14 protein-coding genes are annotated in these 14954 nt (G+C 50.1%); 9 read left to right on the top strand and 5 right to left on the bottom strand.

Going from position 1 to position 14954, the window contains the following annotated elements; all coding sequences use genetic code 11:
* Positions 1-358 precede the first annotated feature (358 nt).
* A complete protein-coding gene (locus tag E4V70_RS03010) occupies positions 359-2986 on the top strand; it encodes a DNA polymerase III subunit gamma/tau (protein WP_232037876.1) in 2628 nt (875 codons plus the stop codon).
* 29 nt (positions 2987-3015) lie between these two features.
* On the opposite strand, the gene E4V70_RS10885 is transcribed toward E4V70_RS03010, so the two are convergent.
* The 3 genes from E4V70_RS10885 to rho all read right to left on the bottom strand — a co-directional run bounded on the left by E4V70_RS10885 (position 3016) and on the right by rho (position 5089).
* The gene (locus E4V70_RS10885) at positions 3016-3255 is read right to left on the bottom strand and encodes a hypothetical protein (RefSeq protein ID WP_232037804.1); all 240 of its coding nucleotides are present in this window, start codon (positions 3253-3255) and stop codon (positions 3016-3018) included.
* A 96-nt stretch (positions 3256-3351) separates the two neighbouring features.
* Complete coding sequence (locus E4V70_RS10880; protein ID WP_232037803.1) at positions 3352-3588, bottom strand: hypothetical protein; 237 nt, start codon at positions 3586-3588, stop codon at positions 3352-3354.
* Between the two features lie 154 nt (positions 3589-3742).
* Positions 3743-5089 (bottom strand): transcription termination factor Rho, encoded by a 1347-nt coding sequence (gene rho, locus E4V70_RS03000; RefSeq protein ID WP_122861934.1) that lies wholly within the window; start codon positions 5087-5089, stop codon positions 3743-3745.
* Between the two features lie 142 nt (positions 5090-5231).
* On the opposite strand from rho, the gene E4V70_RS02995 reads away from it, so the two are divergent.
* The 4 genes from E4V70_RS02995 to E4V70_RS02980 all read left to right on the top strand — a co-directional run bounded on the left by E4V70_RS02995 (position 5232) and on the right by E4V70_RS02980 (position 10371).
* Positions 5232-6341 carry a cation diffusion facilitator family transporter gene (locus E4V70_RS02995; protein WP_232037802.1) on the top strand — a complete coding sequence of 370 codons (1110 nt, stop codon included), beginning with the start codon at positions 5232-5234 and terminating at the stop codon, positions 6339-6341.
* A gap of 258 nt (positions 6342-6599) precedes the next feature.
* Positions 6600-9002, top strand: a complete 2403-nt coding sequence (locus E4V70_RS02990; protein ID WP_122861935.1) for a heavy metal translocating P-type ATPase — start codon at positions 6600-6602, stop codon at positions 9000-9002.
* Positions 8999-9211, top strand: a complete 213-nt coding sequence (gene ccoS, locus E4V70_RS02985) for a cbb3-type cytochrome oxidase assembly protein CcoS (protein ID WP_122861936.1) — start codon at positions 8999-9001, stop codon at positions 9209-9211. Before E4V70_RS02990 ends, ccoS begins: the two co-directional genes overlap by 4 nt.
* 611 nt (positions 9212-9822) lie before the next feature.
* The gene (locus E4V70_RS02980) at positions 9823-10371 is read left to right on the top strand and encodes an NAD(P)H-dependent oxidoreductase (protein WP_122861937.1); all 549 of its coding nucleotides are present in this window, start codon (positions 9823-9825) and stop codon (positions 10369-10371) included.
* A 221-nt stretch (positions 10372-10592) separates the two neighbouring features.
* Here the strand turns inward: E4V70_RS02980 and E4V70_RS02975 are convergent, their stop codons facing one another.
* Entirely contained in the window at positions 10593-10895 is a 303-nt protein-coding gene (locus E4V70_RS02975) for a c-type cytochrome (RefSeq protein WP_122861938.1), read from the bottom strand.
* Positions 10896-11038: 143 nt separating this feature from the next.
* Positions 11039-11344 (bottom strand): c-type cytochrome, encoded by a 306-nt coding sequence (locus tag E4V70_RS02970; protein WP_122861939.1) that lies wholly within the window; start codon positions 11342-11344, stop codon positions 11039-11041.
* A 143-nt stretch (positions 11345-11487) separates the two neighbouring features.
* Between E4V70_RS02970 and gmhB the strand changes: the two genes are divergently transcribed.
* From gmhB to gmhA, 4 genes are read left to right on the top strand one after another with little or no spacing between them, the layout of a single operon-like run.
* Positions 11488-12012: a D-glycero-beta-D-manno-heptose 1,7-bisphosphate 7-phosphatase gene (gmhB, locus tag E4V70_RS02965; RefSeq protein ID WP_122861940.1), complete on the top strand. Its 525-nt coding sequence runs from the start codon at positions 11488-11490 to the stop codon at positions 12010-12012.
* A complete protein-coding gene (gene rfaD / locus E4V70_RS02960) occupies positions 12009-12995 on the top strand; it encodes an ADP-glyceromanno-heptose 6-epimerase (RefSeq protein WP_122861941.1) in 987 nt (328 codons plus the stop codon). Before gmhB ends, rfaD begins: the two co-directional genes overlap by 4 nt.
* Positions 12988-14394, top strand: a complete 1407-nt coding sequence (rfaE1, locus tag E4V70_RS02955; protein ID WP_122861942.1) for a D-glycero-beta-D-manno-heptose-7-phosphate kinase — start codon at positions 12988-12990, stop codon at positions 14392-14394. The genes rfaD and rfaE1 overlap by 8 nt, the downstream gene beginning before the upstream one ends.
* Complete coding sequence (gene gmhA, locus E4V70_RS02950) at positions 14381-14947, top strand: D-sedoheptulose 7-phosphate isomerase (RefSeq protein ID WP_122861943.1); 567 nt, start codon at positions 14381-14383, stop codon at positions 14945-14947. The genes rfaE1 and gmhA overlap by 14 nt, the downstream gene beginning before the upstream one ends.
* Positions 14948-14954 lie beyond the last annotated feature (7 nt).

Below are 14954 nucleotides of genomic sequence, written 5' to 3'. Positions count from 1 at the left end.
AAATCCAAATACCAAAGCAAGCGCGCATAATATAACTTTTCTCATTTTCTCCCTTTTTTGAGTTTCATTTTCGCGCGATTATAGCAAATTTCGCGAAATTGCCAAAATATCCGCGGCTAAATTTGACGGCATTTTGGCTAGGCTATTTTGGGTCAAATTTGCCTCAGTTTTGTAGGAGCCTAGTAGCACTATGCGTCAAATTTGCCCGCCATGTACTTGCATACGACAAATTCGCGCTTGCAGGCAAATTTCCTCGCCGAAATTTATCTCGCCTCGCGACGCGCCGAGCCGTAATATATTAAATTTTTATCCAAAAAAAAGTAGAATATCACATCTTAAATTTAAGGAAAAATCCGTGTTGCAAGCATTAGCGCTTAGATATAGACCGCGAAATTTTAGCGAGCTCGTAGGCCAGGAGGCCGTCAGCACCAGCCTCACGCACGCTCTGGACGAGAGCCGCCTCACCCACGCCTACCTTTTTTCGGGACTTCGCGGCAGCGGCAAAACCTCGAGCGCGAGGATATTTTCAAAGGCGCTGGTTTGCGATCACGGTCCGACTAGCCGGCCCTGCGAGCAGTGCGCCAACTGTATCGCCGCAAACGAAGGCCGCCACATCGATATCATCGAGATGGACGCAGCCAGCCACCGCGGCATCGACGATATAAAGGGGCTCATTGAGCAGACCAAGTACGCTCCGGCGATCGCGCGCTTTAAGATTTTTATCATCGACGAGGTGCATATGCTCTCCACGCCCGCGTTTAACGCGCTGCTAAAGACGCTCGAAGAGCCGCCGCCCTACGTCAAATTTATCCTGGCTACGACCGATCCGCTCAAGCTCCCGGCTACGGTGCTATCGCGCACGCAGCATTTTAGATTTCGTCAGATCTCGCGCCCGGACGTCGTCGCGCATCTTGATTTTATCCTAAACCGCGAAAACGTCCCGCACGAAAAAGAGGCCCTCGAGATCCTCGCTCGTAGCGGCGCGGGCTCGCTGCGTGACACTCTCACGTTGCTAGATCAGGCCATCATCTACGCCAAGGGCGAGCTCACGCAAAGCGCCGTCGCGCAGATGCTTGGACTACTTGATCCGCAGCGCATAGAGGAGATCTTGGCGCTCGTTATGAGCGGCGACAAATCGGCCGTAAGCGCGGCGGTAGCGCAGCTGGAGAGCTATGACGCCGAGATGGTGATAGATGAGATAACGGCAAATCTCAAGGCGAATTTTCTCGCGCAAAGCCCGAAATACTCGCTGCTTTTATACGAGAGATTTTTTAGGATCCTCTCGCAGGCGCGCTCGATGCTAAGCGTCAGCAGTGACGGCGGATTTGTGCTTGGAGTGATGCTTTTTATGATGATCGAGGCGATAAATCTAAAATCGATCGACGAGATGATAGCCGTGGACGCAAGGGAAAAATTTGCGGATTCGCAAGCTCGCTCGGCTGATTTTGGCGCTTCCCGTGCGGCGTCAAATTTTGCTAGCGGTCGAGGCGACGCGGCTAAATTTAAGGCTTCTACCCAGACGGGTCAAATTTCAGCCTCTACGGGCGGGTCAAATTTGACGGGTGCAAACGCGGCTAAACTCGCTTCGCAAAACGGCGCGGCTTTGGAGCAAAATTTAAGCGCAAAGACACTGGCCGGATCGGCAAATTCGAGCACTCAGACTCATCAAGAGCTAGGCAGCCAAACCGGCGCCGCTAAAACCCCAAGTCCAGCCTACGAAGCGTTTTTGGCCAAAATTTACGACCGCAGCTTTGATCTTGGCGAGTGCTTTAAAAACTGCATCGAGTTTTTGGACTTTTCAGGCGGCTGCATGAGTCTGGCCTCGAGTGCGGCCGGCGACGATCAGCGGCGGCTTCGCGAGAGCTCAAAGGTGATTTTGCAGATTTTGCGCAGTCTTTTCGGCGAGAGCGCAAAGATAAAGATAACTCCCAAGCAAAGCCTAGAAATAGGGGGCGCAGAGCAAAAGGACGCGTCAGAAAATTTGACGGCAAAAAGCGCTGCAAATTTGAACGATGAGCGCGACAGTGCGGACAAATTTGAGGGCGACGAAACTGCGCCAAACCCTGAGAGTGCCAAATTTGACGCGGACGACGCGTCGGGAAATACAAATCAAAACGCCCAAGAGCAAGAGCCCTCAAATTTGACCGGAAATTTGTTTGCAGGCGGTAGCGAGGAGGGTGCGGCTACAGTCTCGGAGCAAAATTTGGACGCCGAATTTAAAAGCGGCGAGCAGGACGAGCAAGCGGAAAATTTGACTCCGCAAACACAGGCGGATATTTTGCAAACGGCAAACGAATCGGCTCCGAGCGCGCAAACAAATATCGGCTCGCCTATGGGTGAAACCGAGCCCTTAAATTTAAACGAAAATGCGGAAAATTTGACGCAAAACTCGCAAACGCAGGCGGGTTTAGATCAGCCGACAGAGCCTAAATTTGCGCCCGATTTTGAGAGTATGCGCGACGACACGCACGATTTTCATGAGGCGTATTCGCTGAAATTTAAGACCGATGACGGCGCCCTAGCGGGGGCGGATCTGGCCTTTTTAGACGACGAACTAAAGCGGCTAGAAAGCCAAAACGCCGCAAAAATGGAGCAAAAACCAAGCAGCGCCGCTAAATTTAACCAAAATCACGCGCCGCAAACGGCAAGCTTTGGCGAGCCGCCCTTTGATCCGGACGATGTGAGCGAGATGTTTGGCGAGGCGGCGGACTATGACGCGAGCGACGAATTTTTGGGGCAAGGTGCGAGCGAGTCGGCAAACGCCAAAAGGCAAAATTTAGATACGGTAAATTTAGTCGGCGACGAGCTTCGAAGCGAAGCGAATTTTGACGACTCGTCCTTAAGCGGGGCAAATTTGAACGCTCAAAATCCTACGCCAAATTTGGCCGCCAAAACTCAAGCCGATCCCAAAGCCGCAAAAAATCAAGCGGTTTTAAAAGAAGCCAAACGACTGTTTGGAGAGCCGAGTTTGGAGAATTTGAATTAAAGAAAGAGCCTGAAATAGGCTCTTTAAAATTAAAATTTGTATGTGTAGCCTAGGTAGAAACCGGTGTTTGTTTCTTTGGTGTTGTAGCTATAAAATGTTTTGTCGGCTTTGAAGCCCAGCTCGATCGCGTTATTTGCGTCAAGGGAATATTCGCCGCCCAATCTGCCTCCTAAAACCCAGCCGCTTGCGCTACCGCTGTCGGAATATGCATCGTTGGCTATTAGTTGATCTTTTAGTTTTGAGTAGCCTGCGTAGCCGCCTAGAACCAATTTAAAGTCTTGCGCGACGGCGGGCGTATAGTCGGCGCCGATTAAAAATTTATGCGTATTCCATTTGAAAGAAAACGAACCGTCTGCGTCCTCTCCTTATTTTTTCACCTTAAAATCGTATATGTACGTTCCGTAAATTCTAAATACGTTAAAATCGTAGCCGCCTTTTATTCCCAGACCGAATTGTGCTTTTTTTAAAGGATCGCTATCTTGAGATTTTATTTTAGAACCAAAGGAGTAATCACCCTCTAAGCCAAAAAACAGGCCTTCTGCCATGGCTAAAGCAGAGCCAATGCTAATCCATAGGGCAATCTTGGAAACAAAATATTTCATCCGTGTCCTTTTAATATAAAATAAAGGCGTATTATAAAATTAAATACATTAAACAACGTTGAGCGGCTTTAGCTGAGCGGATTGTGTAGATAAAATAAGATCTGAGATTAAATTTAAAAGAGTATATAAAAAATAAGTCGGTTTTTTAGACCGACTATTCGTTTAGTATCGAAAGTAGCTCTTTGTTGTCTTTGGTTTTTAGCATCTTGGCGTATAAAAACTTAAGCGCTTCTACGTCGTCCATCGTCGCGATCGCCGAGCGGATAGCCCAGATCTTTTGCAGTTCGTCCGGTTTTTGTAGTAGCTCCTCTTTTCTGGTGCCTGATTTTAGTACGTTGATGGCCGGGTAAATTCGGCGATCGGAGATGTTGCGATCTAGCACGATTTCACTGTTGCCCGTGCCTTTAAATTCCTCGAAAATCACCTCGTCCATACGCGAGCCCGTGTCGATGAGCGCTGTGGCGATGATGGTGAGGCTGCCGCCATGCTCGATATTTCGCGCCGCGCCGAAAAAGCGCTTCGGTTTGTGCAGGGCGTTTGCGTCCACGCCGCCGGTTAGCACCTTGCCGCTTGGCGGAGTTACGGTGTTATACGCGCGCGCTAAGCGGGTGATGCTATCAAGCAGGATGATGACGTCCTTGCCCATTTCTACGAGGCGTTTTGCCTTTTCGATGACGAGTTCGGCGACGCGCACGTGGTTCATCGCAGGTAGGTCAAACGTCGAGCTAAATACCTCGCCCTTTACGCAGCGCTGCATATCGGTGACCTCCTCGGGACGCTCGTCCACGAGCAGTACCATGAGATGCGACTCGGGGTGGTTGCGCGCGATGCCGTGGGCTAGCTCTTTCATGAGCTCGGTTTTACCGCTTCTTGGAGGGGCGACGATGAGGCCGCGCTGACCCTTGCCAAGAGGGGTAAAGAGATCGAGCACGCGGCCCGTTAGTTTCATCGGATCATACTCGAGGCGAAGTTTTTCCGTCGGGAAAAGCGGAGTTAGGTTGTCAAATAGCGGGCGCTCCTTAGCCTCGATTAGCGGCATATAGTTTAGCGCTTCGATTTTTAGCAGAGCGTAGTACTTTTCCTGATCTTTGGGTTCGCGTACTTGACCCGTCACGATGTCGCCCACGCGCAGGGCAAATTTGCGAATTTGAGAGTTTGAGACGTAGGCGTCGTTTGAGCTGTCGCTGAGGTTTGCGTCTACCGAGCGCAAAAAGCCGTAGCCCTCGCTCGTGATCTCTAAAATACCCGTGAAAAGTATAAATCCGCCCTGTTTTGTTTGGGTTTTTAGGATCTCAAATATCAAATCTTGTCTGCGAAATTCGCGCGGATTCTCGACGCCTACGCTGTTTGCGATAGCGATGAGCTCCTCTAGGCTAAGAGTTCTTAGCTCTTCGATTTTGTGTCCGTCTACGGGGATGTGAGTGCGCGAGTTTTGGTGTTTTTTTGTGTTTTTTTGACTTTCCTGCGCAGAATTTGCAGGCTGCGTCGCGTTATTTTCCATTGTGTCCTCTTTAAAATTACGGAATAATTTTGTAGATAAATTTAAGTTTCAAAAGAAGTTTTTGAAAGTCGCATTTTATAAAATTTTGGCTTTGATGTCAAGAAGTGATATAATCTCGCCAAAAATGAAAAGGAATCTCAAAATGATGGATTTTAAAGACGGCAAGCGCGAAAAAACGATAATCAAAACCGCGCTTATCGGCATAGTTACGAATTTTTTCTTAGCCGGATCGAAAATTTTTATCGCTATGGTCTCAAACTCGGTCGCATTGATATCGGACGCCGTAAATAACCTTAGCGATGCAGGCTCAAGTATCATCACGATTTTTGGCTCAAAGCTAGCTAGCAAGATGCCCGACGAAGATCACCCCTACGGCTACGGCAGGACCGAGTATATCGGCGGTCTTATCGTTTCAGTCATCGTGCTGATGCTGGGATTTCAGTTTCTAAAAACTTCGGTCGAAAATATTTTTGCACCTGAGCCTACTACTTTTACGATGCCGTTTTTGGCGTTTTTGTTCTGCGCGATATTCGTCAAATTTGCGCTCGGCTTTTACTACAAAAAGATCGGCAAACAGACCAAATCTATCTCGCTTAGAGCCGTAGGGCAGGAAGCTTTGGGCGATGCGATCATATCGTGCGTGATCCTCGTATCCGCCGCGCTATCGTACTTCGCCGATATCCAGATAGATGGTTACGCGGGCGCTTTGGCCTCGCTTTTTATTATCGTAAACGGTGTGCTTTTGATAAAAGAAACCTTCGATAAAATCATCGGTCAGCGCGTGGAAAAAGAGATCAGCGACGAAATTTACGCCGCCGTAAATCGCTGCGAGATCGTGCGCGGCGCATACGACCTAATCCTGCACAACTACGGCGCGCAGCGATACGTCGGCTCGGTAAACGTCGAGATAGACGAGCATTTGCCCCTTAGCGAGGTTTCGCAGAGGCTAAACGAGCTTCAGATCGAGATTTATAAAATTTACAGGATTTATCTGGTTTTTGGCGTTTATAGCGTAAATTTAGGACAGGAGCAAAGCCGCGCCTGCGTGGCGAATCTACTCTCGCGCTTTAGTAGCGTGCGCGGATTTCACGCGTTTTTCATCGATACCAAGAAAAAGAGCGTGAGGTTTGACGTGGTGGTCGATTTTGCCGAGAAAAATCTAAGCCGTCTGCGCGCCGAGATAGAGCGCGAAGTAGCGTTAAGCTTTCCGGGGTATAAAATTTTCATCGTGATAGATAGGGAGTTTGCGTGAGAAGTTGCTATTTTTGTTGCGTTAAATTTGAGGTTAAAATTTAAGGGCGATTTGCGTAATTTACTAGCATTTTCAAGGTGCTGATCTTGGCCAAATCCGGTCAAATTTACGGTTACGTCTATGCGTGAGCAAAATCTGTCAAATTTGCCGTCAAATTCGGGCGCGAGCAAAATCCGCGCCAAAGCTAGCAAAATCAAGCGAGGCTTTAGAAATTTTACGTATAATCTAAAATCTTAAAACGAAAGAAAAAAGTAATCGATGGGCAAATCTAAGTGCGTGCATTGCAGGGGCGAATTTGAGCGCGAGGCGCTGATAGAGCGCGGCGGGGAGCTGTTTTGCTGCGAGGGGTGCGCGGGAGTTTACGAGATACTTAACGCAAGCGGGCTGGGCGAGTTTTACGAAAGGCTTGGCAAAACTACGCTAAATCCCGCCATAAGCGCGAAAAATGCGGCGCAAAAGTCGCAGGAAGACCTCGCGGCTATTTATCAAAACTACGTCAAAAACGAGAACGGGTTTAACAAAATCTCGCTCATCATAGAGGGCATCCACTGCTCGGCTTGCGTCTGGCTAAACGAGAAGGTTTTATTTGCGCAGAAGGGAATTTTAGAGGTAGATATAAACTCGGTTAACAATAAAGCCCTCATCGTCTGGGACGAAAACGAGATAAATTTGGCCCAAATTTTCGCCCTCATCCGATCTATCGGCTACGAGCCCTACCCATACGACGCGCAGGCCCAGGAGCAAAGACTTTCGGGGCAGAGGCGCGAATTTTACGCGCGGCTGCTGGTGGGGATATTTTGCACGATGAACATCATGTGGCTGGCCGTCGCGCAGTACGGCGGCTACTTCACGGGCATGCGCGCCGACGTGCGCTCTATCATAAATTTCGCCGAATTTATCCTCGCTACGCCAGTGCTTTTTTACACGGGAAGCGGGTTTTTTAGGGGTGCCTGGGGCGCGCTAAAAAACAAAACGCAAAACATGGATAGCCTCATCGTCACGGGTACGCTCGCGGCTTATATTTTCTCGATCTACGCGATGTTTTCCAGGCAAGGCGAGGTGTATTTCGACTCGGTCGCGATGATAATCACTTTCGTATTTATCGGTAAATATTTGGAAGTCTTGAGCAAAAAAAAAGCCGCCGACACGCTCGATAATCTAAACTCGTTAAATTTAAACTCCGTTAGCGTCAAAAACGGCGACGAAATAACCCTAAAAAACGCGCAGGAGGTGAGGGTGGGCGAACTCGTGGTTGTGGGAGCCGGCGAGCGTGTGCTACTTGACGGCGTAGTCGTAAGCGGCGCGGCGAGCTTTGATCTCTCTAGCCTTAGCGGCGAGAGCGCGCCTGCGTATCTGAGCGCGAAAGAGGGCGAAAACGAGATAAAAAGCGGCTCCGTGTGCGTGGACGGCACGCTGGTTTATAAGGTCGGCGCCGTCTTTAGCGAGTCAGTGCTAGCGCGTATCATAAATCTGCTCGAAACCGCCGCAGCTAAAAAGCCGCGCATCCAGGCGCTCGCAGACGCTATCGCGGCGAGGTTTTCAACTGCTATCACGGCGCTGGCGCTAGCGACGTTTGCGTTTTGGTTCTGGCGCACGGGCGAGCTCTCCGCCGCGCTCATCGTCGCGATCTCGGTCGTGGTGATCTCGTGCCCTTGCGCGCTAGGGCTTGCTACGCCAGTTAGCACGCTCGTTGCGCTTGGAGCGGGCTTTAGGCGCGGGATACTTTTTAAAGAAGCGCGCATCATCGAAAGCCTAGCTAAGTGCGATACGGCCGTGTTTGACAAGACCGGCACGCTCACGTCGGGGCGGCTTAAAGTGAGTAAATTTACGCACTCGGGCAAATTTGACGCAAGCGCGCTTTTTTCGCTGGTTAGCGGCTCGGATCATCCCGTTAGCCGCGCCGTTGGCGAGTATCTGCGCGCAAATTTTAATGATTTAAAACTTTTAGAGTTAAGCGGCTTTGAAAACATCGCGGCGCGCGGAGTAAGGGCTAAATTTGGCGGCATAAATCTAGCCGGCGGGAGCGAGAAATTTATGCGCGAGCTGGGGCTTTATGACGGCGAAGCGGTGCGCGGGACTTGCTATTTTTTTGCCGCGGACGGGCAGATCGAGGCGGTATTTGAGCTAGAAGAGAGCCTAAAAGAGGGCTCCAAAGAGTGCGTGGACGCGCTAAAAAACGCGGGTATGCGCGTAGCGATGCTAACGGGCGATAACGAATACGCCGCAAAGCGCGTAGCAGAGAGGCTTGGCATCGAGGAAACGGTCGCAAACTCTCTGCCCACGGACAAGGCCGCCTACGTAGAGAGACTAGCGCAGCAGGGGCGAAACGTGCTGATGATAGGCGACGGGATCAACGACGGCGCCGCGCTCGCGCTCTCAAGCGTGGCCGTGTGCATGGGTAGCGGAGCGGCCGTGAGTATCGCAAAAAGCGACGTCGTACTGATGAGAGATGATCCCGCCTCGCTCGCGGCTGCCGTAGCGCTCGCGCGTAAAACCTACCGTATCGTGCGGCAAAATTTGGCCTTTTCGCTCGTTTATAACGCCGTGACGATACCGTTAGCTATGGCCGGCTACGTAGCGCCTGCAGTGGCTGCGCTCTCGATGTCGCTAAGCTCGGTCGCGGTCGTGTTAAACGCGATGAGGGCTAGGAGCGAGCGATGAGCGGGGCAGTCGTGGCGATGATGATCGGGGTTTCTACGCTACTGGGCGCGTGTGGGCTGGCGGCACTGCTGTGGGGGCTTAAAACTAGGCAGTTTGACGACGAGCGAAAGTTTTTGGACGGGACGAAATTTGACGACGAAGACGCGCTAAACGACGCCTATGAGCTGGAGCTGCGCCGTAAAGAAAAGGGCTATAAGCCGCCTGATTGAGGTAAATTTATGCCCTCGCCCGACTTGCCTTTGCTATTAAAATTCGGTTATTTTGGGTCGTGAAATTTGCTGCGAAATTTGATTTTGAGCGTGGGCGACATTTGCGTTTTAAATTTGACGACGAGTGTTTGGAGTCAAATTCGGACCATAAATTTAATCCGTTGCGGTTAAATTCGTCGTTAAATTTCGACTAACTACGGCATAATGACGGGCAAAAATTTAAGCATTGGATTTTGTCGTCTTGGACGGTAAATTTACCGTGCAAAATAGCAAAAGCGCGCAGGTGTAATCTGGCAGAGTAAAAATCGGTTGTCCTTTGCTAGCAAGCGGGTCGCCAGTAAATTTAGCCTCTTGTCGGCCAAATTTACTCAGTCTAGCGATGCCTCGCAATCAAATCAAGACCGCCGCTTGACGCACCCGCCAGGTATGCCGCCCGCTTGGAGTTTAGGCGGCTTGGAGTCGTTTAAATTTAATCGCTGCAATCACCGAGCAGGCGCGGCTTAATCCTGTAAATTTTGTTTTCTTGTAAAAGCCTTGCTCTCGCAAACCCTCTTAATCTACTTTTAGCTTTTTAACGATATGATTCCGCAAATTTTAACAAAGGAAACAACATGAAAACGCTAGTTATCTTATCGCACCCAAATCTCGCCGCATCGCACGTAAACAAAGCCTTATCTCAGGTAGCAAAGGCCGCTGCGGACGTTGAAGTGCGTCATTTGGAGGGGCTTTACGGCCTAGATATCGCGCGCATAGACGCCCGCGCAGAGCAAGACGCGCTAGCGAGTGCCGAGCGCATCGTATTTTTGTACCCGATGTACTGGCTAAACGTGCCGCCTATGCTAAAAGCCTATATCGACATCGTCTTTTCTCACGAGCTGGTGGGTTCCGGCACGCTTAAAGGCAAGGTCTTGCAGCTTGCGCTAAGCGTCAGCACCCCGCTTGGAGAATACTCTAAACAGGGCGCGATCGGCTTTAGCTTGGATGAGATTTTAACGCCGCTTAAGATCACGGTAAACTACTGCGGGATGGACTTTGCCGTGCCGTTTATCAGCAGCGGATTTGAGCCCGGCGAGTTTGGCGACGATGCCGTAGATGCCGCAGCCGCGCGCTTTGGCAAGTTTTTACGAGGAGAGCTGAGTCCTAACGAGTATCAAATTTAGTTTTGCCGCCTGTAGTTACAAGCTCGTGATTTTAAGTGAAGCCGCCAGCCCGGTTTTTAGCTAGTTGGCGCTGGCGTATATAATAATTTTGCTCGAAATCGCCGCGCTCAAAGTATGATTTAAGCATTGCGAACGAGTAAAGTCTATGTGCAAGATTGATGCGGTCGCTTCGTAGTTCATCTCGTCGACCGCCGATATTTTTTATGTTAAAATCGCAGGTATTATTTCAAGCTATCGATATACTCGCTAACTGCCGCCATATCCTCGTCGCTTAGGTTTTTGGCGTGCAGTTGCATGACTTTGCCCATGCCGAAGTTATTGTTCGAGCCGTCTTTGTAGCTTTGCAGTGCTTTTATGCGGTCCTCTTTGCTGATGCTAGTTAGCGCAGGCACTTTGTTTGCGTATTTTACGTCCGCTTTTTCGCCGTGACAGGCTGTGCATTTTTTGTAAATAGCCGCGCCATCGGCCGCAAGTAGAGATAAATTTAGCGCCAAAACGGCGGTTGCAATGTGGTAGATTTTCATCTTTCGTCCTTTTTGATAGAAATTTAGACGAGATTATAGCCCTAAAAGCTTAAAAGAAAAGAAATTTTATAAAAAAGTTACTAAAATGAAGCGCGAAATAAAAAGCAGAGAAAAATCGGCGGAAAAAGTTCCGCCGAAAAGGGTTATTTTAGAGTAGGGATGTACTCTGATAGAGCTGCGATGTCGTCGTCGCTAAGTGGTTTTGCGATAGGCTTCATCATGGCTGCGCTTTTAAATTTATCTAGAGTGCCTGCTTTATAGCCTTTTAGGCTCTCGGCGATCTCTTCTTTTGAAAGCGTGTTAAGCGCAGGAACTTTATTTAGATACACTTTTTCCGCTTTTGGTCCGTGACAGGCTGCGCATTTTTTGTAAAGAGTCGCGCCGTCAGCGGCAAATAGGCTACCCGCTAGCAATGCGGCTGCACCTGAAACAACGATTAGTTTTTTCATTTTATATCCTTTTGTGGGAGTTGTTGCGGGCAAATTATAGTACAAAAAGCTAAATTTTACATTAGTTTTTAGCATTAGTTTCTAGCGCGGGGCGGGCGGCGATTTTCGGTTAAATTTAGATTTTTTTTTGTATAATTTTCGCCATGGATAAAACAGTGTTTAAAGCGGTGCCAAAAAAGGCGCTATTTCTCGATCGCGACGGCGTGATAAACGAGGATGTAGGCTATGTTTATAGGCGCGAGGATTTCGTTTTTAAAGAGGGCATTTTTGCCGCTTTGAGGGAGTTTGCGCAGGCTGGCTACGCGCTAGTCGTAGTGACGAATCAATCAGGTATCGGACGAGGCTACTACACGCTGGAGCAGTTTGACGAGCTTTGCGAGTTTATGCTGGATGAGCTAGCAAAAGAGGGCGTAAAGATAGAGAAAATTTACTTTTGTCCGCATGCACCGGAGGCTCTTTGCGGTTGCCGTAAACCGGAGCCCGGCATGCTGATAAAGGCCGCAAACGAGTTAAACATCGACCTTGCGCGCTCAATCATGATAGGCGACAAGGATAGCGACGTGCAGGCGGGGCAAAGTGCGGGCATAGGGGTAAATTTAAAGCTGGGCGACCGGCTAAAAAGCGTGGCTGAGGCGCTAGAGTTTTTAAAAAAAGAAGGAAAAATATGAAAGATATAAAAAAGGTCGTAATAACCGGCGCTGCGGGCTTCATCGGCTCAAATTTAGCGCATTATTTCGACGAAAATTTAAAAGACGTAGAAGTGCTCGCCGTGGATAAATTTAGAAGCGACGAAAAATTTAGCAACGGTAATCTAAAAAGCTTCGGGCATTTTAAAAATTTGCTCGGATTTTCGGGCGAAATTTACGAGGGCGACATAAACTGCGCAAAAACGCTAGCTATGATCGAGAAATTCGCTCCGGATGCGATCTTTCACGAGGCGGCGATCTCGGATACCACGGTGACCGAGCAGGGCGAGCTAGTAAGGACGAATCTAAATAGCTTTAAAGACTTGCTAGATATCTGCGAAAAAACGGGCGCGCGCATGATATACGCAAGCTCGGGCGCCACCTACGGCAACGTAAAAAGCCCGCAAAGAGTCGGCGAATGCGAAGCGCCGAATAACGTTTACGGCTTTTCAAAGCTAAAAATGGACGATCTGGGTCGAAAATACGCCAAAAAGGGCGTAGCGGTCGTGGGGCTGAGATACTTTAACGTCTATGGTGCTAGGGAGTTTTATAAAAACAAAACCGCCTCGATGGTGCTGCAGTTCGGTCTGCAAATTTTAAGCGGTAAAAATCCGCGCCTCTTTGAAGGCAGCGACAAAATCAAACGCGACTTCGTCTACATAAAAGACATCGTGCAAGCAAACCTGCTCGCTCTAAACGCTGCTAGCGGCGTATACAACGCAGCTACGGGCACGGCAAGAAGCTTCCAGGAGATAGTAGATATCTTGCAGCGAGAGCTGGGGTCAAATTTACCTTGCGAATACATCCCAAATCCGTATGCGCGCTCATATCAGTTCCATACGCAAGCAGACATCGAGCCGACTAAAAAGGCGCTGGGATACGAGCCTAAATTTAGCCTGGAAGAGGGCATAAAAGACTACGTGGCCGAGATAAAAAGGATATACGAGGAAGAGATAAATGCGTGAAGTGCGTGCTTTAGTCGCGGGCGATCTGATGCTAGATCACTACATCTGGGGCAGCTGCGAGCGTATCTCGCCCGAAGCTCCCGTGCAGGTGGTAAAGATAAAAAGCGAAACCAAACGACTAGGCGGAGCGGGCAACGTGGTGCTAAATTTGCTCTCGCTAGGCGCGAAAGTGGGCGTCATGAGCGTGCTAGGCGATGACGAGACGGGCGACGAGATAGAGCGGATCTTGCAGGAGCAGGGTGCTAGGCCCGAGTTTATCAAGCGCGAGATCGGACGCACGAGCTCGATAAAAAGCCGCGTGATGGCGACACACCAGCAAGTCGTGCGCATAGATAAAGAAAGCGTCGAAGCCGTAACGTGCGAGGACGAGCTGGCGGCAAATTTCGCTCGCGCGCTAGAGAGCTACGACGTCGCGCTGCTATCGGACTACGGCAAGGGTGTGCTGACGCCGTCGCTGTGCCAAAAGCTGATAAAAGCATGCGCGGATGCCGGCAAGCCCGTGCTAATCGATCCAAAAGGCGCGGACTACTCGAAGTATAAAGGCGCTACGCTGCTAACGCCCAATAAAAAAGAAGCGGGCGAGGCCGTGGGCTTTAAAATAGAAAACGACGAGCAGCTTTTTACGGCGCTAAATTTACTAAAAAACGAGCTAAATTTGACCCATTCGCTAATCACGATTTCAGAAGAGGGCATCGCGCTTTTAGAGGACGCTCAGGCGGTTAAATTTCCTGCTCTGGCAAAAGAGGTCTTTGACGTCACGGGCGCGGGAGATACGGTACTAGCGACTCTGGGCGTGATGCTGGGTGCCGGCGAAGGCATCAAAAAAGCGATCGAGACGGCAAATTTAGCCGCCGCGGTCGTCGTGGCCAAGGTCGGCTCGGCGACGGCAAGCTTTGAGGAGATAAACGAGCTCGTGCGCCGTAAAAACGCGGCCGGCTTTGAGGAGAAAATCAAAAACGCGGACGAGCTAGCCGCGACGCTGGCAAACCGCGGCGAAAAGCGGCTAGTTTTTACAAACGGCTGCTTTGACATCCTGCACGCGGGACACGTGAGCTATCTAGCTAAGGCGCGGGAATTTGGCGATATACTAGTCGTCGGACTAAACTCGGACGCCTCGGTGCGCGCGCTAAAAGGCGACGCTCGTCCCGTAAACGCGCAGGCTGACCGCGCTACCGTGCTGGCGGCACTTGGGGCGGTTGATTACGTGACGATATTTGACGAGCTAACGCCTCTAAATTTGATCGAAAAACTGCGCCCCGACGTGCTCGTAAAGGGTGCGGACTACGAAGGCAAAGAAGTCGTCGGCAGCAGCGTCGTAAAAGACGTGCGGCTAGTGGAGTTCGTAGCTGGCAAAAGCACGAGCGCGACGATAAAAAGGATAAAAAATGAAGACTCTTGATATGATAAAAAGCGAGCTAGAGGGACATCTAGTTACTATTAAGGCGACATTTGCGCTGGAAGCTGACATCAAAAAAGCCTGCGAAACGGCGGTAGCTACGCTAAAAGCGGGCGGTAAAATTTTGCTTTGTGGAAACGGCGGAAGCGCTGCAGACGCGCAGCATATAGCAGCCGAGCTAACGGGTCGCTATAAAACCGAGCGCGGCGCGCTAGCGGGCATAGCTCTAACGACCGATACCTCAGCGCTCACGGCGATCGGCAACGACTACGGGTATGAGTTCGTTTTCTCGCGTCAGCTGGAGGCTCTGGGCCGCGAGGGCGATCTACTCATCGCGATCTCTACTAGCGGAAACAGCGGCAACGTACTAAAAGCACTCGAGCTAGCGCGAAAAATCGGTATCAAAACGATCGGGCTAAGCGGCCGCACCGGGGGAGCCATGAACGAGCTTTGCGAGCTAAATTTGGTCGTGCCGTCAAACGACACGCCGCGCATTCAAGAGATGCACATAATGATAGGGCATATCATCTGTCAAGCTATCGACGATGCGTTTTAGGCTAAAT

The organism is Campylobacter showae (assembly GCF_900699785.1).
GTDB classification, from domain to species: domain Bacteria; phylum Campylobacterota; class Campylobacteria; order Campylobacterales; family Campylobacteraceae; genus Campylobacter_A; species Campylobacter_A showae_D.
Note: the sequence above shows the minus strand (reverse complement) of the source record. Positions and strands in the feature narration are given on the sequence as shown.

What these genes read in the sequence shown, in the direction of transcription:
- gmhA (WP_122861943.1), top strand. Translation starts at nt 14,381, where the DNA reads ATGAAGACTCTTGATATGATAAAAAGCGAGCTAGAGGGACATCTAGTT.
- rfaE1 (WP_122861942.1), top strand. Translation starts at nt 12,988, where the DNA reads ATGCGTGAAGTGCGTGCTTTAGTCGCGGGCGATCTGATGCTAGATCAC.
- ccoS (WP_122861936.1), top strand. Translation starts at nt 8,999, where the DNA reads ATGAGCGGGGCAGTCGTGGCGATGATGATCGGGGTTTCTACGCTACTG.
- E4V70_RS02975 (WP_122861938.1), bottom strand. Translation starts at nt 10,895, where the DNA reads ATGAAAATCTACCACATTGCAACCGCCGTTTTGGCGCTAAATTTATCT.
- rho (WP_122861934.1), bottom strand. Translation starts at nt 5,089, where the DNA reads ATGGAAAATAACGCGACGCAGCCTGCAAATTCTGCGCAGGAAAGTCAA.
- E4V70_RS02980 (WP_122861937.1), top strand. Translation starts at nt 9,823, where the DNA reads ATGAAAACGCTAGTTATCTTATCGCACCCAAATCTCGCCGCATCGCAC.
- E4V70_RS02995 (WP_232037802.1), top strand. Translation starts at nt 5,232, where the DNA reads ATGATGGATTTTAAAGACGGCAAGCGCGAAAAAACGATAATCAAAACC.
- E4V70_RS02970 (WP_122861939.1), bottom strand. Translation starts at nt 11,344, where the DNA reads ATGAAAAAACTAATCGTTGTTTCAGGTGCAGCCGCATTGCTAGCGGGT.
- gmhB (WP_122861940.1), top strand. Translation starts at nt 11,488, where the DNA reads ATGGATAAAACAGTGTTTAAAGCGGTGCCAAAAAAGGCGCTATTTCTC.
- E4V70_RS10880 (WP_232037803.1), bottom strand. Translation starts at nt 3,588, where the DNA reads ATGAAATATTTTGTTTCCAAGATTGCCCTATGGATTAGCATTGGCTCT.
- rfaD (WP_122861941.1), top strand. Translation starts at nt 12,009, where the DNA reads ATGAAAGATATAAAAAAGGTCGTAATAACCGGCGCTGCGGGCTTCATC.
- E4V70_RS02990 (WP_122861935.1), top strand. Translation starts at nt 6,600, where the DNA reads ATGGGCAAATCTAAGTGCGTGCATTGCAGGGGCGAATTTGAGCGCGAG.